Genomic DNA, 17,645 nt, shown 5'->3' on the forward strand with positions numbered 1-17,645 from the left:
AGCAGTATCTAGGACACAGCCCAGAGTTACCGAGATTCTCCCGTGCACACGCGCTACGGTTATCCGGCATGGACCCCGTGCGCAATCCGTATGCACCCGGCGCCGGCCAGCGTCCGCCGGAATTGGCCGGGCGCGACAAACAACTCGCGGCGTTCGACATCGTGCTCGAGCGCATCGCCCGCGGTCGGCCGGAACGCAGCGTGATGCTCACCGGCTTGCGCGGCGTCGGGAAGACCGTGCTGCTCAACCAGCTTCGCTCGGCCGCCATCTCGCGCGGCTGGGGCACCGGCAAGATCGAGGCGAGGCCCGACCAGGACCTGCGCAGGCCGCTGTCCTCGGCGCTGCACATGGCGGTGCGCGCGATCGCGATGTCGGCCCGCAATGCCGAACAGGTCGACGATTTCCTCGGCATTCTCAAGGCCTTCGCGTTGCGCGCCACCGCGGACAAGGGCATGCGCGAGCGCTGGCAGCCCGGTATCGACGTGCCCGCGGTGACCGGCCGCGCCGACTCGGGCGATATCGAGATCGATCTGATCGAACTGTTCAAAGAGGCCGCGGCCCTCGCCTCCGACATCGGTGTCGGCATTGCCATCTTCATCGACGAAATGCAAGACCTCGGTCCCGCCGACGTGTCCGCGATCTGCGGCGCCTGCCACGAACTGAGCCAGGACGGCGCCCCGCTGATCGTGGTCGGCGCGGGCCTGCCCCATCTCCCCGCGGTGCTCTCGGCCTCGAAAAGCTACTCGGAGCGATTGTTCAGCTACCACCGTATCGATCGCCTCGACCGCGAATCAGCCGACCTCGCGCTCATCGCGCCCGCCGAACGCGAAGAGGTGAAGTTCACCGAAACCGCGCTTGATTCGCTCTACCAAAGAGCCGACGGCTACCCGTATTTCGTGCAGGCCTACGGCAAGGCGGCCTGGGACCAGGCACCCGACAGCCCGATCACCGCCGAGGATGTCGCGGTGGCCTCCCCTGCCGCCGAGGAGGAACTCGCGGTCGGCTTCTTCGGTTCCCGCTACGAACGCGCGACCCCCGCCGAACGCGAGTACATGCGCGCGATGGCCGACCTGGCGGGCGACGACGCCCCGGTCGCGACGTCGGCAGTGGCCGCCGAGCTCGGCCGCAAACCCGCCTCGGTGTCCCCCGCGCGTGACGGCCTGATCAAGAAGGGCCTCATCTACTCGGCGGAACGCGGCACCATCGGCTTCACCGTCCCCCATTTCGGGCGCTACCTTCGCAGCGTATGAGAATCTTCGAAGTTCTAGGGCATCTCCTAGAGAGTCGAAGAAAGTTCTGACGAGGCGTCGTTCGATAGGCATCTACAGATTTCTAGTTCAAGCGCTAGATATCCGAAGATAGTGCTGGATAACGGTATGAGCTTGCCCGGAATCGGTTGCGCATCGGGTGGATAACGCGAGGGTTGACCGGTTAACGCGCTGGAAACCTTCTCCGAAACACCAGCAGGACCGCCGCTGAAGGCGCGGTCCCGCCGGAGGCGGAGGAGGCTCCAATGTCGAAGACCTTCCCTATCACCGACACCGACGGTCGCCGCTGCACCGTCGTCGCTGATGACGGCGTACCGATCGCGGTCCGCAGCTTCGGCGCCACGGACGCGGCCCTCACCGTTGTCTTCGTGCACGGCCACTGCCTGCACACCGAATCCTGGTCGTTCCTGCGCGAACATCTGCTGCGCGCGTGGGACGCCGACGCCCGCATGGTCTTCTACGACCACCGCGGCCACGGCGAATCCGGGCACGCCCACCATGCCACCTACACGATCGACCAGCTCGCCGCCGACCTCGACGCGGTGCTGCGCGCGGTCGTACCGACCGGACCCGTAGTGCTCGTCGGTCATTCGATGGGCGCGATGGTGGTGCTCGCCTATGCCCGCCTCTATCCGGCGGCCATCGGTCACCGGGTCGCCGGGATCGGCCTGATCGCCGGCGCCGCGGGCGGCATCACCGAGGTCGGCCTCGGCAGGCTGCTCAACCGGCACGCCGTGGCCTCGCTACAGCGCGCCGTCGTGCACGCGCCGCGGGTGATGCAGGCGTCGAAACGCTTCTCCCGCTGGATCTTCGCGCCCCTGATCCGCGAGGCGAGCACGGGTACCCGGCGGATGAATCCGCGCGTCGCGGCCATCGCCACCGCGGTACTCAACGAGACCGCGCTCCTGACGATGTCCGGCTTCCTGAGCTCGCTGCTCGACTTCGACGAGGCGCACACCCTGGCCCGCTTCGGTGATCTGCCCGCCCTCGTACTGGCGGGCTCGGCCGATCTCATGATGCCGTTCGCGCACTCGGTGGTGCTGGCCTCCCAGCTGGCGGGCGCCGAACTGGTCCGGATCGAGGGCGCGGGGCACAACGTGATCCTCGAACGCGCGGCGGAGGTCGCTCACTCGATCATCGCGTTGGTCGAGCGGGCGAGCACCGACGCCCGCGCGCGCTACGCCGTGGCCGGGTGAAAGCGACAGTTATCGGATGGCAATCCTGTGATCGCCGACAACATCGGGCGTAAACCGAAAAGTTCCGTTATTGTGGTGGAGATCACGTTGTGTGGTGAGTCACACAGCTCGGTGCAGTGCGGCCCGAGGCTTTTCGGGCGTGCCCGTGATCCGGCGAGTCGGTATGCCCGCCATATACACAGGAGGTAACGATGACACGCAGCGATATCGCGGAACTGCGCTACGCGGTCGGCCAACTCCGGCAGTCGATAGGCGCACTGCGATCCAACTACGGCGACGCGGCCACCATCCGTCGTCTGGAGAACGACCTCGAGCGGCTCGTCATCGACGCCGAGGACTTCGAGCAGGCACCACCGCCGGAACTGGCCGTCCCCCGCAGGTCGGAGCCGATCTACGTCCCCGACAGCAAGTCCGACGAAGCGGCATGGATGGGCGCCCAAGACGAAGGGCTGGGGTTCCACTCACGCCCGCGGACAAAGTAAGACCTGATCACCGGCGCGACGGCCCTGCCGACAGGGTCGTCGCGCCGACCCATTCCCGGCCATACCCATTCCCGGCCCCACCGTGCACGCCCCCTGGCCGGGTAGTCCTGGTGTGTCTCTACCCGGAGGGGCCCGCCCCGATCTGGACTGAGTGGAGGGTGCGACGAAGGAGTACCCGGAGGGAGGGAAGATCGGGGGCCCGAAGGGCCCCGACTCGAGCGCGTCAGCGCTCCAACAAACACAGCAAGGTACACCGCCCTGGCCCGGTTTTGCCTGATGCCCTTACCGACCTGACGTCCTTACCGAACAGACCTCAAGCCCGGTGTCGACCGAGCCGACGCGTACGGGAGCCATGGAAGCGAGCCCCCCGCGGCACCTCCACCGGTTCATCGCTTTCGGCCGATTCGAACAGAGCCGCGATCCCATGGTCGTGGCCGAGGGCGATGGCTTCCAGTCCGTAGCGGCCACCGGTGCGACCGAGTTCGTGCAGCATCGTGGTCATGATGCGCAGGCCCGTGGCGCCGACCGGGTGTCCGAGGGCGATATCGGAGCCGTTCACGTTGAGCCGGTCGAGTGGGTCGAGTTCCCACTCGGTGGCCAGCGCGAGCACCTCCACCGCGTAGCCCTCGTTGATCTCGAGCAGATCGATCTCGTCCAGCGAGCACCCGGTACGCCCGAGCAGCTTCGACACCGCGGGCGCCGCCCCGAGTCCCGGCCCCGCGCTGTCGCATCCGGCCGCGGCCCAGCCCGCGAGAAACGCCATCGGCGTCAGACCCAGCTCGACGAGCCGATCCTCGGCCACGACCAGGCACGCCGACGCCCCGAGCCGATGCGAACTCATGTTCCCGACCGTCACCACGCCCTCGGCGAGCAATGGGCGCAAACCGGCCAGCGTGTGAGTCGACAGGTCGTCGCGCACACCCTCGTCCCGGGTGATCTGGTGATCGCCGTACCCGGCGGCCACCCCGACCACCTCGGCCGCGAACGCACCCTGGCGCCAGGCGCGAGCAGCCTTGCGATGACTGGCCACCGCGAACTCGTCGGCGGCATTGCGGTCGATTCCGTAGTAGTGCGCCAACCGCTCGGCATTGTGCAGACCCGCGGTCCCGCCGGGCAGTCCCGCCGGTGTCGCCGCGCATTCCACCCCGCCCGCGACCACCACGTCGGCGGCGCCGGTCTGCACCATCATCGCCGCGGTGATCACCGCCTGCAGGCCGCTGCCGCCGTGTTTGTCGGTCACGAAACCCGGCACCGCGAACGGTAATCCGGCACCGCGAGCGGCGAGCGAGCCCACCGCGGGTACGTCGGAGAGGCCGCCGTCGATGCAGGCCATGGCCACATCGTCGATGCGGAGCGGGTCGATGCCCGAGCGCTCGATCACGGCGGACAACACCGTGGTCGCCAGCCACTCGGCGGGCATCCCCGACAGCGCGCCACCCTCGACCCCACTGGGCGTGCGGACGGGTGCCACGATCGCGGCTCTTCTCATTGCGCCTCACGCTCCTCTTCCCGGTGCGGGGAATACCTGTCACAGGGCACCACAGGTTTGTTGCACGGGCATGACGGGTCGTCACGGACGTCACGGCTGTGATCGAGATCACCGGCATGTGTGACAACGGAGTGAGTGAGACCCACCGCGAGCGGCGCGAACACAGGCGTATGGTGCTCCACATCACAATCCATCGCGGTGGGTAATGATCACTGCCGCAGACCGGAAGAGCAGCGAGGCATCCACCGTGAGTGCCGCACCGACCGCCTCCCCCGTTTCACACTCCGCGGGCACCGGCGTCTTCAGCAGAACGCGTGCCCGCATCTCCGCGCGCACCCTCCGCACCGACCGCTGGTGGCTACCACCGCTGTTCACCGCGCTCGGGCTCGCCGCGTTCGTCATCTACGCGACGATCAGGTCCTTTGTGCGGACGGCCTACTGGGTCCCCGAGTTCCACTATCTGACGCCGTTCTACTCGCCGTGCCTGAGCGACTCGTGCGCACCGGGATCGGCGCACTTCGGTACTCCGTTCCCCGAGCTGCCGATGTGGATCCCGCTCGGTTTCGTGGTGCTGCCGTTCCTGCTCGGCTTCCGGCTGACCTGCTACTACTACCGCAAGGCCTACTACCGCTCGGTGTGGTTCTCCCCGCCCGCCTGCGCGGTGGCCGAGCCGCACGCGCGCTACACCGGTGAGTCGCGGCTGCCGCTGATCATCCAGAACGCGCACCGCTACTTCTTCTACGTGGCGCTGGTGGTGTCGCTGGTCAACACCTACGACGCGATCACCGCATTCCACGGCAGCAGTAGTGGTTTCGGTTTCGGTCTGGGCAATATCGTCCTGCTGGTCAACGTGATCCTGCTGTGGGCCTACACCCTGTCGTGTCATTCGTGCAGGCACATCGCGGGCGGGCGGCTCAAGAACTTCTCCGCCCATCCGGTGCGGTACTGGTACTGGACCCAGATCTCCAAGCTCAACACCCGCCACATGGCGCTGGCCTGGACCACTCTCGGCACCCTCGTGCTCACCGACTTCTACGTGATGTTGGTTGCGAGCGACACCATTTCGGACCTGCGGTTCGTCAACTGAGCTGCGACAACGCGAGGAGCTTGTATTTCAATGCCAGACGTGGAACGGCACGACTACGACGTCGTGGTGATCGGGGCGGGCGGCGCGGGTCTGCGAGCCGTGATCGAGGCACGCGAACAAGGGCTTTCGGTGGCGGTGGTGTGTAAGTCGTTGTTCGGCAAGGCCCATACCGTGATGGCCGAGGGTGGCTGCGCGGCCTCGATGGGCAATGCCAACGAGAAGGACAACTGGCAGACACACTTCAAAGACACCATGCGCGGCGGCAAGTTCCTCAACAACTGGCGCATGGCCGAACTGCATGCCCAGGAGGCCGCCGACCGGGTATGGGAGCTGGAAACCTATGGCGCGCTGTTCGATCGGACGCCCGACGGCCGGATCAGCCAGCGCAACTTCGGCGGCCACACCTATCCCCGCCTCGCCCATGTCGGCGACCGGACCGGCCTCGAACTGATTCGCACGATGCAGCAGAAGATCGTCTCGCTGCAGCAGGAGGACTACGCGGAGACCGGTGACTACGAGGCGAGGATCAAGGTCTTCGCCGAGTGCACGATCACCGAATTGCTCACCGACGCGGGCGCGATCGCGGGCGCGTTCGGGTACTGGCGTGAATCCGGTGGCTTCATCCTGTTCACGGCGCCCGCCGTGGTGCTGGCCACCGGCGGGATCGGCAAGTCGTACAAGGTGACGTCGAACTCGTGGGAATACACCGGCGACGGCCACGCGCTGGCGATTCGCTCCGGCGCGACGCTGATCAACATGGAGTTCCTGCAGTTCCACCCCACCGGCATGGTCTGGCCGCCGAGCGTGAAGGGCATTCTCGTCACCGAGGGTGTGCGTGGCGACGGTGGCGTGCTCAAGAACTCCGAGGACAAGCGGTTCATGTTCGACTACATCCCGCCGGTGTTCAAGGGCCAGTACGCCGAGACCGAGGCGGAAGCCGATCAGTGGTTGCGCGACAACGATTCCGCGCGCCGCACCCCGGACCTACTTCCCCGCGACGAGGTCGCGCGGGCGATCAACGAGGAGGTGAAGGCGGGGCGCGGCACCGAGCACGGCGGCGTCTATCTCGACATCGCCTCCCGCATGCCCGCCGACGAGATCGTGCGCAGGCTGCCGTCGATGCACCATCAGTTCAAGGAACTGGCCGATGTCGACATCACGGCCGAGCCGATGGAAGTCGGGCCGACCTGCCACTACGTGATGGGTGGTATCGAGGTGGATCCCGATACCGGTGCGGCGGTGGTGCCCGGATTGTTCGCTGCCGGTGAGTGTTCCGGCGGCATGCACGGTTCGAACCGGCTCGGTGGCAACTCGCTGTCGGACCTGCTGGTGTTCGGCCGCAGGGCCGGGCTCGGCGCCTCGGCGTACGTCCAGCAGCTCACCGGCAAGCCGGCGCCGGCCGAGAACGATATCGACGATGCGGTGAAAACCGCGCTGGCACCGTTCGATTCGGCCACCGACGGGACCGGCGAGAACCCCTACACCCTGCACTCCGAACTCCAGCAGACGATGAACGATCTGGTCGGCATCATCCGCAAGGAGCACGAGGTGCGCGCGGCGATCGACAAGCTGAACGAGCTGCGCGCCCGCTACGCCAACGTGACCGTGGAAGGCAAGCGCCCCTTCAACCCCGGCTGGCATCTGGCCCTCGACCTGGCCAACATGCTGCTGGTCAGCGAATGTGTGGCCCAGGCAGCCCTTTTGCGCACCGAGAGCCGCGGCGGCCACACCCGCGACGATCACCCCGGCATGAATCCGGACTGGCGCAACAAGCTGCTGGTCTGCGCGGCTGTCGCCGGTTCGCGCGCGCAGATCCCGGAGGTCACCGTGACCCCCGCCGATCAGATGCCGATGCGCGACGACCTACTCGCCCTGTTCGAACTGGGTGAGCTCGAAAAGTACTACACCGAGCAAGAATTGGCTGCGCACCCGGCAGCCGAGGGAAAGGCGTAACCATGGGATACGACGCCCGGTTCCGGGTCTGGCGCGGCGACCTCGACGGCGGGAGCCTCGAGGACTACACGGTGGCGGTGAACGAGGGCGAAGTGGTGCTCGACATCATCCATCGTCTCCAGGCCACCCAGACCCCCGACCTCGCCGTGCGCTGGAATTGCAAAGCGGGCAAGTGTGGTTCGTGTTCGGCGGAGGTGAACGGGCGCCCGCGCCTGCTGTGCATGACGCGAATGTCGACGTTCACCCCGGACGAGGTCATCACCGTCACCCCGATGCGAACGTTCCCGATCATCAAGGATCTGGTCACCGACGTCTCGTTCAACTACGAGAAGGCCAGGGAGATACCGTCATTCGCGCCGCCGGCGGGTCTCGCACCGGGCGAGTACCGCATGAAGCAGGTCGACGTGGAGCGCTCACAGGAGTTCCGCAAGTGCATCGAGTGCTTCCTGTGTCAGGACACCTGCCATGTGGTGCGTGATCACGAGGAGAACAAGAACTCCTTCGCGGGCCCGCGTTATCTGATGCGCATCACGGAACTGGAAATGCACCCGCTCGACACCCGCGACCGACGCGAAATGGCCCAGGAGGAAGCAGGTTTGGGCTATTGCAATATCACCAAATGCTGCACCGACGTGTGTCCCGAGCACATCAAGATCACCGACAACGCGTTGATCCCCCTGAAAGAACGGGTCGTGGATCGGCGATATGACCCGATTGTCTGGCTCGGCAATAAATTGTTCCGGCGGTAGGAACTGTTGTCGCTGCGGGGTGCGAAACCCCGCAGCGACGGCTGCCTACAAGACAGCGACAGTCCCGACAGCGACTAATCCGACCAGTAATCCGATGAACAGCGCCGACAGCAAAGAGGCGGTGAGTACGTAGATTCCGATCGCCGATACCGCGAACAGCAGTACCACGATCAGGCGTTCCACACCGTCCTCAGGCGCTAGCCTCCGGTACCGGGGTGGCATTTTCTTCAACCCTCGGTCCATATACCTGGGCTACCCGACCCGACGCCGCACCAAACCTCGGCGTATGCCGAATATCTATCGTTCTGTTATCTGGCGTGATCAAGGACGATCGAACTCGCCGTCGTGTACGCCCGCGGTGAAGGCGGTCCATTCACTCGGGGTGAAGATCAGCACCGGACCGCCGGGATTCTTGCTGTCGCGCAGCGCGACGTACCCGTCCGCCAGCATGGCGACCTCCACGCTGCCGCCATCGGATCCCGCGCGCAGCCAGGTGGCACCGGAGGTGTCGATATCGCGCTTGGTGTTCACGCGAACACGCCGGTGTCGATGCCGCGGGTGAAGGCATCCCAGCTCGCGCCGTCGAAGACCAGGGCGGGGCCGGCGGGATTCTTGCTGTCGCGCACCCCGACGTGCCCGCCGAACAGGAAAGCAACTTCGACGCAATCCTTGCCCGCGCCACTGCGGGTGCTCTTGAACCAGTGTGCGTCGACGAGATCGAAACTCATGCCACATACTCCTTCGCGACCTGCCGCAGCAGGTGTCTACTCGGTTGGATGTCCAGCGCATGACGCTGGAGGCATTCGTGAGCCCGGTCGTACCTTCGAACATCCGCGCGTCGTTCCAGGTAGAGGTCACCGGTAAAGCCTTCGGCGTACACCACTGGTGGTTCGACCGGTTGCCCCTTGCTGTCGGTACCGAACTCGAGAACCGTGAAAGGTCCGGTCGAGACTCCGAGTGGAACACCGGCGGCAAACGGCAGGATGCGCAATGCGACATTACTTCGGGTACTCGCGTCGGCGAGGTGTCGCAACTGCGCAGCCATCACCTTTGCATCACCGACGATGGTACGCAACACCGATTCGTGCAGAACCACGTCGATCTCGGCGGGCGAATGCTTGCGGGTGATCAACGCCTGGCGCTGCAGCCGCAGTGCGACCCGCCGATCGAGCTCGTCGACCGAATCCTGCGGGAAGCCGAGACGATTCAGCGCGCGCGCGTATTCCGCGGTCTGCAGCAGACCGGGAACCAGCTCGGACTGATAGGCGCGCAACCGTTGCGCCGATGCCTCCAAACCCACATAGATATCGAAGTTTTCGGGAATCAGATCGCCGTAGGCATGCCACCAGCTCTTGACGGCCGCCTGCTGCGCGAGACCGGCGAAGCCTTCGGCGAGATCGCCGGGAATGCCGTAGATCCGGCACAGCTCGTGGATGTCGATGGTGCGAATGCGATCGGCCTGACCCTTTTCCAGCCGCTGGAGGGTGCTGGCGCCCCATTCCATCAGCCGGGCCGCCTCGGCGATGGTGAGCCCGGCCTGCGTTCGCCAGTCACGCAGGTAGCGGCCGAGTTGGCGGCGCGGCAGGGTCGAGGAGACACCTGCCTGCCCGTCTGTTCCGTTCGCTGCCACAGCCCCACTCCTTCTGTGTCGCACACCCGCCACCACGCCGTGCCCCGCTGAGGTCGTGCCGGTTGGACCGACTCGCGGGTTCACCGACCGGTGACCGGACTGGTTACCCCTGATGGAATTCATCCATCCTGGGGAATCCTGCACTCCCCCTTGGATGTCGTGCTGGGAATTCGTGGTAAATCACTCCGAACGGGCGTGTACTCACCGTTAGCCGGGGGTTTGCGTGCTGTGCTGTTTTCATGCAATTGAGCGAAGTGAACATGCGCGTCGCCACAGCACTGCTGAGTTGCTCCATCGACCCGGGCCCGATGGAGCCCGAACAAGCCCACGCCGCAATGCAACTACACCTCGACTGCACCGTCGAAGAGTGCCGGGTGCGCAGACGGGCGCGCAACACTCTCGTCGAAGCGGGCCGCTGCGTTCTGGACGCGCGCGCGACCCGCTAGTGATGGCGATGGTCGGTGATCGGGTCGCGCGGGCCGAACTTCGGTTTGCGCGCCTGCCCGCTGAGCCCCAGCAGGCGCACCGCACGGTAGCGGTGGGGTTGTAGCGGTCGCAGGTATTCGATCATCGCGTCGTCGTCGATCGGGTGGCCGAGCAGGCTCCAGCCGACCACGGCGGCGAGGTGGTAGTCGCCGACCGAGAGCGCATCGGCGTCGCCGAACGCCCGTTGCGCGGTCTCGGCCACCGTCCACACCCCGATACCGGGCAGGCTGCGCAGACGTCGCGCGGCCTCGGTCGGGTCGAGGGTGGCGGTGCGTTCGATCGAGTCGGCGACTCTGGCGGCGCGCACGATGGTCTGCGCGCGCTGCGGCCCGACGTTGGCCCGGTGGTACTTCCACGACGGGATCAATCGCCAGGTCTCGGCGTCCGGCGCCACCATCAGGCCGGTCGGTGCCGGGCCGGGGGCCTTGGTGCCGAACTCGCGGACCAGGGTGCGCCAGGCGGCGAACGACGACTTCGTGTGCACCTTCTGTTCGAGGATGGCCGGGATGAGCGACTCCATCACCAGGCCGGTCTTCAGCATGCGCAGACCCGGGACCGTGCGGTGGGCTTCGATCAGCGTGGGGTGTTCGGGAGCGAAATCGCCGAGGTCTTCCTCGAGGCAGAGCATGCGGTCGAGACCGGCCAGGAATTCCTCGGCTCCGGGCCCCCAGGCGCGGGCGGCGGCGCCGTCGCGGCCGTCCTGGGTCAGCTGGTAGGTGACCACGCCGGTCGGCATTCGCGAGGCGTGCCAGTGGCTGCCGTCGGGGCCGATGTGGTGGCAGGGATCGCCGCCGCCGCGGTGCAGGGGCGAGACCGTGATACCGACGTCGAAGGGCCTGCTCGACCGGACGGTCCTGGACAGGCAGGCCGAGGCCAGCTCCGGCTCCAGGGTCTGGTCACGCATCCGACCATTGTGCGCCTGTGATCGGCGTCAACCGGCAGCCGGTCCACTCGAACAATCGAGCAGGTACCTGGCCAGATGCACGCCGGGAGTACGGGCGAGCTGGTCGGCCTGGGTGCGGCAGGAGAACCCGTCGGCCAGGAAGACGGCGTTCGGCGGGGCGTTTCTCAGAGCTGGGAGCAGGGCGTTCTCGGCGACCGCGACCGAGATGTCGTAGTGGCCGCGTTGCATGCCGAAGTTGCCGGCCAGACCGCAACAGCCCGCCAGTTCCCTGACGCTGACGCCCATCGCGGCGAGGATTCGGCGTTCGGGGGCGAAGCCGCCTACCGCGTGCTGGTGGCAGTGCGGTTGGACGATCACGGTGTCGTGCGGTCGACGGGGTGGTTGCCACGCGGGGTGCTCCAGCAGGAACTCGGCGAGGGTGCGCACCGAGGCGGCCACCTGTTTCGCTCGTGGATCATCGGCGAGCAGTTCGGGGAGGTCGCCACGCAGGGTGGCGGTGCAGGACGGTTCGAGACCGACGATCAGGCCACCGGCTGCTACGTGGGTGGCCAGTGCGTCCACGGTGGCGCGCAGCCGGGCGCGAGCGCCGTCCAACTGGCCGGTGCTGATCCAGGTGAGGCCACAGCACACCCGATCGCCCGGAATGCGCACGCGATAGCCGAGTTGTTCGATCAGTTGTGTCGCGGCTGCCGCGTTGTCCGGGTCGAAGGTGTCGGTGAAGGTGTCGATCCACAGCATGACCTCGGTAGCCGAAGTCTCGCCCGCGCGGTCGGCACTGCCCGACGATCGGCGGAACGATATCGGGGCGAGTCGCGGCGCTGCTCGCCTCGGGTCGATTCCGGCCAGGCGCATCCCCGCCCGGCGCAAGCGCGGACGAGCCGCGATCGCGTTGGCGAGGCGTGGGAAGTGCTGGGCGATGGCGAGCCAACGGGGGAGTCGGCCCAGGACATAGTGATCGATCGGCCGCAGGCGTCCGCGGTAGCGCCGATACAGTGCCTCGGATTTGTACGTGGCCATGTCGACGCCCGCGGGGCAGTCGGCGGCGCAGGCTTTGCACGAGAGGCAGAGGTCGAGGGATTGCTCGACGGCCGGTGCACGCCAGTCGAGTTCGCCCCGGACGACTTCCTGGAGAACTCTGGCGCGGGCCCGGGTGGTGTCCTTCTCGTCAGCGGTGGCCAGGTACGAGGGACACATGAAGCCGCCGGCGCCGCGAGTGTCCGCGCGGCACTTACCGATTCCTACACATCTGTGCACAGCTGTGGACAGATCGCCGAAGTCAGCGGACAGGGCGAAACCTCGCGAGGGGACGGGCGCGAGACCGGCTACCCGCAGGTCGGCGTCGACGGGGCTCGGGGCGACGAGGACGCCGGGATTGAGGAGGTCGCCGGGATCGAACAGGGACTTGAACCCCGCGAAGGCCGCACGAGCGGCCGGTGAGTACATCACTTCGAGCAGTTCGGATCTGGCGCGGCCGTCACCGTGTTCACCCGAGAGCGATCCACCGTGGCGCACCACGAGTTCGGCGGCGTCGAACAGGAAGGTGCGAAAGCGCCGGGGTGCGTCGGTGATCGGGAAGTCGAGGCGGACGTGGATGCAGCCGTCGCCGATGTGTCCGTACAGCAGGCCGCCTACATCGTATTCGGCGGTGAGCGTGCCGAATTCGCGCAGGTACGCCCCGAGATTCTCCGGCGGGACGGCGGCGTCCTCCCACCCGGGCCACGCGGGTTTGCCGTCGGGGGTTCGTCCGGCGAGACCGGCACCGTCGGCACGAATGCGCCAGAGTGCGGCTGTGGCAATGGGATCGGTGACGATCCGGTGATCGTCGGCGTGGCTCGTCGCGCACAGTCGCCGGGCCGCGGCCAGCGCCTCGGCCGGGCTCGCTCCGGCCGTTTCGACGAACAGCCAGCCGCGGCCTCGCGGCAACTCCGGCACGGTCCCCCGATGCGCGCGGACCACGTCGACCAGTCCGGCATCGATGCCCTCGACCGCGATCGGCGCGCAGCTGGTCACCGCGGCGATATCGTCCGCGGCCGAGGCGATATCGGGGTATCCGAGCACCGTGAGCACGGTCGCGGCGGGCACCGGGGTGAGCGCGACCTCCGCTTCCAGGAGTAGTCCACAGGTTCCCTCGGACCCGACGAACGCCTTCGCCGCCGACGAACCACGTTCTGGCAGCAGGTGTTCCAGACCGTAGCCGGAGGCCTGACGATCGAACCGTCCCAGTTCGGTGCGCAGCACCGCCAGATTCGTGGTGGTGAACTTCGCCAGGCCCGGCACCGCCGCCAGGCCGGAACCGAGCGTCCGACGCTCCCCCGTGCCGTCGAGAATGCGCAGCTCACGCACCGTATCCGAGGTGCGACCCCAGGCCAGCGCATGCGGTCCGCACGCATTGTTGCCGATCATCCCGCCCAGAGTGCATCGGTCCTGCGTCGAGGGATCCGGCCCGAACCGCAACCCGTGCGGCCGCAGCCGCTGTTGCAGATCCGACAGCACCAGCCCCGGCTGGACGATCGCTGTTCGCGCCTCGACGTCGACCGCGCGCACGGCGTTCATCCGCCTGCTGAAATCCAGCACGATGCCGGATCCGATGGCATTGCCGGCGACCGAGGTGCCCGCCCCGCGAGCGGTGACCGGCAGCCCGTTCGCACGCGCGAAGCGCACGGTCGCGGCGACGTCGTCCTCGCCGTGCGGAAACACGACCACGGCGGGCCGGACACGGTAGTTGGAGGCGTCGGCGGAGTACTCGACGCGTCTGCGCACCGACGCGTCGACCGGGCAGTCGATCCGCGCGCGCAGTGCGTCGGCCAGCTTTTCCGAGCTCCGGTCGTCGTCCACCCGACCAGCCTATTCCGGTCGCCGGGCGGTGATCGGCCACCGGTTTCGCTGTGCGCTGAACCCGGTGCGCGCGGAAAGTATTTGCGGTCAACCTTTGTTGAGGTTTTAGTGTCGGAGGGCAGGAGTTCAATGGGCGGGGAGCCTCGAGGAGAGTGGCAGTGAGTATCGAATCAGTGGCCTACAGCCAGATGTACCGGCGCGTGAACGCGCCCGAGGAACAGCGCCCGTTCAGCATGACGACAGCACGGCGCATCCTGCGGTTCGCCGAGCATCACCGGCGCCGGATCGGCGGGTTCCTGCTGCTCAGCGTGGTGGCGGCGGTGCTCGGCGTGGCTACGCCGGTGCTGGCGGGGCAGGTCGTCAACGGGATCGTCGACGGTTCTGCGCCGCGCACCGTGGTGCTGCTCGCGCTCGCCATCGCGGGTCTGGCCGTCCTCGACGCGGCCCTGGGCATCGCTATCCGCTGGCTGTCGGCCCGGATCGGCGAGGGTCTGATCCTCGATCTGCGCACCGCCGTGTTCGATCACGTGCAGAAGATGCCCGTCGCCTTCTTCACCCGGACCCGCACCGGCGCGCTGGTGAGCAGGCTGAACAGCGATGTGATCGGCGCGCAGCGCGCGTTCAGCGACACCCTCTCCGGCGTGATCACCAACCTCGTCACCCTGGTGCTCACTCTCGCCGTGATGCTCAGCATCTCCTGGCAAATCACCCTGCTGGCCCTCGTTCTCCTGCCCGTCTTCGTGATCCCGGCCCGGCGCGCCGGCAACAAACTCGCGGCCATGCAGCGTGAGGCGGCCCAGCTCAATGCCGCCATGAGCACCCAGATGACCGAGCGTTTCTCCGCCCCTGGCGCCACCCTGGTGAAACTGTTCGGCAGGCCGAAGCAGGAATCGTCGGAGTTCGCGGTGCGCGCCACCCGCGTGCGCGACATCGGCGTGCGCACCGCCATGCTGCAGACGACCTTCGTCACCTCGCTCACCCTGGTCTCCGCCCTCGCGCTCGCCCTGGTCTACGGCCTCGGCGGCTGGTACGCACTGACGGGCAGTCTCGACGCGGGCTCGGTCGTCGCGCTCTCGCTGCTGCTCACCCGCCTCTACACCCCCCTCACCGCCCTGGCGAGCGCCCGCCTGGAGATCATGTCGGCGCTGGTGAGTTTCGAGCGTGTCTTCGAGGTGCTCGACCTGAAGCCGCTGATCGAGGACGCCCCGCACGCCGTCCCGGTGCCGGACGGCCCGGTGGCGGTGGAACTGGACGCGGTGAACTTCGGGTACCCGTCGGCCGACAAGGTCTCGCTCGCCTCGCTGGAAGACGTCGCGACCCTGGACAGTCGTGGCGGCGTCGAGGTGCTGCACCAGGTGTCGCTGCGCGCCGAACCCGGACAGCTCATCGCGCTGGTCGGCTCCTCCGGGGCGGGCAAATCCACTATCGCCCAGCTGGTTTCACGTCTCTACGACGTCGACTCCGGGGCGGTCCGCCTCAACGGGTCCGACGTGCGCGAGCTGACCACCGAATCCATCCAGCGCACCGTCGGCCTGGTCACCCAGGACGGGCACCTCTTCCACGACACCATCCGCGCGAACCTGCTGCTGGCCCGGCCCGAAGCCACCGAGGACGAACTGTGGGACGCCCTCGGTCGCGCCCGCCTCGGCGACTTGGTCAACTCTCTTTCCGACGGTCTGGACACCGTGGTCGGCGAACGCGGTTACCGCCTCTCCGGCGGTGAGCGCCAACGCCTCACCATCGCCCGCCTGCTTCTCAAGCAGCCGAGGGTCGTCATCCTCGACGAGGCGACCGCGTCCCTCGACTCCACCTCGGAGGCCGCGGTTCAGGAAGCCCTCACCGAAGCACTGACCGGCCGCACCGCCCTGGTCATCGCCCACCGCCTGTCCACCATCCGCGCCGCCGACCAGATCCTGGTCCTCGAGGACGGCCGCATCGTCGAACGCGGCACCCACGCCACCCTCCTCAACGCCGACGGCCGGTACGCCGAGCTCTACCGAACCCAGTTCGCCGACGACCCGGTCGCCCCGGTCGTCGTCTGAGGGGTTGCCCCCATCACGGGGGCAGGGCGGTCACCGAGCTCGGCGCCCACATCGAGTGATCGAACCCGCGGCCGGACCCAGCCGCCGAATGCCTTCTCGAGCGTGAGGGCCGCGGCGATCGAGAGGTGATCGCGGTTGTGCCCGGCGACCACCTGTACCCCGACTGGCAGACCGTGGGCGCCGCGGCCGAGCGGCACCTGGGTGACGGGGAGCCCGGCGAGGCTGAACGGTGCGACCGTGTTCGTGCGCCACAGGCGGCCGGTGGTGCGGCCGTGACGGGGCGCGACCGTGCTCAGGGTCGGATGCAGGAGCAATCCGTCACCGATGATCTCGGTGACCTCGGCGGCAGTGCGGTGTGCGGCGGCGGTGATGCGCCGGGCCACCCGGGTCGGTAGCCGGGCCGCGATCAGCTCACCGAGCGCGAGAAGGCGGGTGGCGAGGGTGTGGTCTCCCCGCCGGGCGACGAGTTGTCGCGGCGCGAGGATGTCGGCGCCCTCGCCGCGCATGATCTCGGCGAAACTGATCCCGGTCTCCTCGGCCAGCACGATCGTGGCGAAGAGCCCGATCGTTCGCAGGGAACGCATCGGTACCCGGGTGACCTCCGCGCCCGCCTCGGTGAGCGCGGCGGCAGCGCGGTCACGCGCGGCCAGCACCTCACGACCGAAGCCGGGTGCGAAGGTTGCGTCGAGCAGCACGACGGGCACCCCTCGCATCGAGGTCGTCGCCGGCTCGCCGAGGGTAGCCGCGCGGACCAGGGGATCGGTCCCGTCGGGGCCGGCCATGATCCGCAGCAACGGCATGAGGTCGGCCGCACGCCGGGCGATGACCCCGTTCGAGCACAGGGCGGCCACGCCGAACGGTGGTGGCCACGCGCCGGTGGTCGGGAGCAGGCCGGTCGACGGGCGGTGCCCGAAGACGCCGTTGCAGAAGGCGGGAACCCGGATCGAGCCGAGGGTATCGGTGGCCAAGCCGAGCGGGGAGCCGCCGCTACCGACGGCGGCGCCCTCACCGCCCGATGACCCGCCCGCCGTCCGGGTCCGGTCGTGCACGTTGCTGGTTCGCCCGTAGACCCGGTTCGTCGACTCGAGCCACATGCAGCCCTCGGCGGTGTTGGTCAGCCCGAGCACGATCGCACCCGCGTCCAGAACTCGTTGCACCACAGTGGCATTCGCGGTGGGCCGCAGATGCCGGCGAGCCACGACGCCCGCCGTATTGGGCAAGCCGGCGACCGCCAAGGATTCCTTGACGGTGATCGGGACGCCGAACAGCGGTGGCAGGTGCTCCGGCCCGGTCGCGAGGTGGGCGTCGGCGGCGTCGGCCTGTGCCCGCGCGGGGTCGTAGCAGTCCACCACCACGGCGTTCGTGGCGGGCGCGAAACGTTCCAGCACAGCGATGTGGGCATCGATCACCGCGCGGACGCTGACCTCGCGGGCGCGGATGGACGCGGCCAGCGCGATCGCGGACTCGTCAGTGATCGTGGTGCCGTCCGGGCGGAGCATCATGCTCGTTACAGTATTACATTCT

16 protein-coding genes are annotated in these 17,645 nt (G+C 67.7%); 8 read left to right on the forward strand and 8 right to left on the reverse strand.

The genetic code is table 11. The annotated features are described in order from the left end of the window. Positions 1-68: 68 nt before the first annotated feature. From ACFWFP_RS17945 to ACFWFP_RS17955, 3 genes are all read left to right on the forward strand, one after another. Positions 69-1,250 (forward strand): AAA family ATPase, encoded by a 1,182-nt coding sequence (locus ACFWFP_RS17945; RefSeq protein ID WP_379296337.1) that lies wholly within the window; start codon positions 69-71, stop codon positions 1,248-1,250. 263 nt (positions 1,251-1,513) lie between these two features. Further along, positions 1,514-2,464, forward strand: coding sequence for an alpha/beta fold hydrolase (locus ACFWFP_RS17950; RefSeq protein WP_379296339.1), 951 nt, complete (start codon positions 1,514-1,516; stop codon positions 2,462-2,464). Between the two features lie 191 nt (positions 2,465-2,655). Continuing rightward, positions 2,656-2,946: a hypothetical protein gene (locus ACFWFP_RS17955; protein WP_056824003.1), complete on the forward strand. Its 291-nt coding sequence runs from the start codon at positions 2,656-2,658 to the stop codon at positions 2,944-2,946. A 313-nt stretch (positions 2,947-3,259) separates the two neighbouring features. On the opposite strand, the gene ACFWFP_RS17960 is transcribed toward ACFWFP_RS17955, so the two are convergent. Further along, positions 3,260-4,435, reverse strand: coding sequence for an acetyl-CoA acetyltransferase (locus tag ACFWFP_RS17960; RefSeq protein WP_379296341.1), 1,176 nt, complete (start codon positions 4,433-4,435; stop codon positions 3,260-3,262). A 247-nt stretch (positions 4,436-4,682) separates the two neighbouring features. Between ACFWFP_RS17960 and ACFWFP_RS17965 the strand changes: the two genes are divergently transcribed. The 3 genes from ACFWFP_RS17965 to ACFWFP_RS17975 are packed head-to-tail and all read left to right on the forward strand — an operon-like array spanning position 4,683 to position 8,224. Then, a complete protein-coding gene (locus tag ACFWFP_RS17965; protein ID WP_379296343.1) occupies positions 4,683-5,522 on the forward strand; it encodes a hypothetical protein in 840 nt (279 codons plus the stop codon). A gap of 30 nt (positions 5,523-5,552) precedes the next feature. Then, positions 5,553-7,475, forward strand: coding sequence for a fumarate reductase/succinate dehydrogenase flavoprotein subunit (locus ACFWFP_RS17970; RefSeq protein WP_379296345.1), 1,923 nt, complete (start codon positions 5,553-5,555; stop codon positions 7,473-7,475). A gap of 2 nt (positions 7,476-7,477) precedes the next feature. Continuing rightward, on the forward strand, positions 7,478-8,224 hold the full coding sequence (locus tag ACFWFP_RS17975; RefSeq protein ID WP_379296347.1) for a succinate dehydrogenase/fumarate reductase iron-sulfur subunit: 747 nt from the start codon (positions 7,478-7,480) through the stop codon (positions 8,222-8,224). 45 nt (positions 8,225-8,269) lie between these two features. Here the strand turns inward: ACFWFP_RS17975 and ACFWFP_RS17980 are convergent, their stop codons facing one another. From ACFWFP_RS17980 to ACFWFP_RS17995, 4 genes are all read right to left on the reverse strand, one after another. Beyond that, positions 8,270-8,407 carry a hypothetical protein gene (locus ACFWFP_RS17980; RefSeq protein WP_379296349.1) on the reverse strand — a complete coding sequence of 46 codons (138 nt, stop codon included), beginning with the start codon at positions 8,405-8,407 and terminating at the stop codon, positions 8,270-8,272. Positions 8,408-8,545: 138 nt separating this feature from the next. Continuing rightward, positions 8,546-8,755, reverse strand: coding sequence for a DUF397 domain-containing protein (locus ACFWFP_RS17985; protein ID WP_379296351.1), 210 nt, complete (start codon positions 8,753-8,755; stop codon positions 8,546-8,548). Then, complete coding sequence (locus tag ACFWFP_RS17990) at positions 8,752-8,952, reverse strand: DUF397 domain-containing protein (RefSeq protein WP_378904376.1); 201 nt, start codon at positions 8,950-8,952, stop codon at positions 8,752-8,754. The genes ACFWFP_RS17985 and ACFWFP_RS17990 overlap by 4 nt, the downstream gene beginning before the upstream one ends. Continuing rightward, complete coding sequence (locus tag ACFWFP_RS17995) at positions 8,949-9,854, reverse strand: helix-turn-helix domain-containing protein (RefSeq protein WP_379296353.1); 906 nt, start codon at positions 9,852-9,854, stop codon at positions 8,949-8,951. Before ACFWFP_RS17995 ends, ACFWFP_RS17990 begins: the two co-directional genes overlap by 4 nt. Before the next feature lie 239 nt (positions 9,855-10,093). On the opposite strand from ACFWFP_RS17995, the gene ACFWFP_RS18000 reads away from it, so the two are divergent. Then, complete coding sequence (locus tag ACFWFP_RS18000) at positions 10,094-10,300, forward strand: hypothetical protein (RefSeq protein WP_101465132.1); 207 nt, start codon at positions 10,094-10,096, stop codon at positions 10,298-10,300. On the opposite strand, the gene ACFWFP_RS18005 is transcribed toward ACFWFP_RS18000, so the two are convergent. After that, positions 10,297-11,244: a DNA-3-methyladenine glycosylase family protein gene (locus ACFWFP_RS18005; RefSeq protein ID WP_379296355.1), complete on the reverse strand. Its 948-nt coding sequence runs from the start codon at positions 11,242-11,244 to the stop codon at positions 10,297-10,299. The two genes, ACFWFP_RS18000 and ACFWFP_RS18005, sit on opposite strands and share 4 nt — an antisense overlap. A 27-nt stretch (positions 11,245-11,271) precedes the next feature. Then, positions 11,272-14,079, reverse strand: coding sequence for an FAD-binding and (Fe-S)-binding domain-containing protein (locus tag ACFWFP_RS18010; RefSeq protein ID WP_379296357.1), 2,808 nt, complete (start codon positions 14,077-14,079; stop codon positions 11,272-11,274). A 158-nt stretch (positions 14,080-14,237) separates the two neighbouring features. Here ACFWFP_RS18010 and ACFWFP_RS18015 point away from each other — a divergent pair, with 158 nt between their 5' ends. Then, entirely contained in the window at positions 14,238-16,121 is a 1,884-nt protein-coding gene (locus ACFWFP_RS18015; RefSeq protein ID WP_379296359.1) for an ABC transporter ATP-binding protein, read from the forward strand. Here the strand turns inward: ACFWFP_RS18015 and ACFWFP_RS18020 are convergent. Then, positions 16,073-17,623, reverse strand: coding sequence for an amidase (locus ACFWFP_RS18020; RefSeq protein ID WP_379296361.1), 1,551 nt, complete (start codon positions 17,621-17,623; stop codon positions 16,073-16,075). The genes ACFWFP_RS18015 and ACFWFP_RS18020 overlap by 49 nt on opposite strands. Between the last annotated feature and the right edge of the window lie 22 nt (positions 17,624-17,645).

This window comes from Nocardia sp. NPDC060249 (genome assembly GCF_042728755.1).
Lineage (GTDB): Bacteria > Actinomycetota > Actinomycetes > Mycobacteriales > Mycobacteriaceae > Nocardia.

Coding starts and splice junctions, on each gene's coding strand:
- ACFWFP_RS17945 (WP_379296337.1), top strand. CDS start 69: ATGGACCCCGTGCGCAATCCGTATGCACCCGGCGCCGGCCAGCGTCCG.
- ACFWFP_RS17960 (WP_379296341.1), bottom strand. CDS start 4,435: ATGAGAAGAGCCGCGATCGTGGCACCCGTCCGCACGCCCAGTGGGGTC.
- ACFWFP_RS17970 (WP_379296345.1), top strand. CDS start 5,553: ATGCCAGACGTGGAACGGCACGACTACGACGTCGTGGTGATCGGGGCG.
- ACFWFP_RS17975 (WP_379296347.1), top strand. CDS start 7,478: ATGGGATACGACGCCCGGTTCCGGGTCTGGCGCGGCGACCTCGACGGC.
- ACFWFP_RS17955 (WP_056824003.1), top strand. CDS start 2,656: ATGACACGCAGCGATATCGCGGAACTGCGCTACGCGGTCGGCCAACTC.
- ACFWFP_RS17950 (WP_379296339.1), top strand. CDS start 1,514: ATGTCGAAGACCTTCCCTATCACCGACACCGACGGTCGCCGCTGCACC.
- ACFWFP_RS17990 (WP_378904376.1), bottom strand. CDS start 8,952: ATGAGTTTCGATCTCGTCGACGCACACTGGTTCAAGAGCACCCGCAGT.
- ACFWFP_RS18020 (WP_379296361.1), bottom strand. CDS start 17,623: ATGATGCTCCGCCCGGACGGCACCACGATCACTGACGAGTCCGCGATC.
- ACFWFP_RS18005 (WP_379296355.1), bottom strand. CDS start 11,244: ATGCGTGACCAGACCCTGGAGCCGGAGCTGGCCTCGGCCTGCCTGTCC.
- ACFWFP_RS18000 (WP_101465132.1), top strand. CDS start 10,094: ATGCAATTGAGCGAAGTGAACATGCGCGTCGCCACAGCACTGCTGAGT.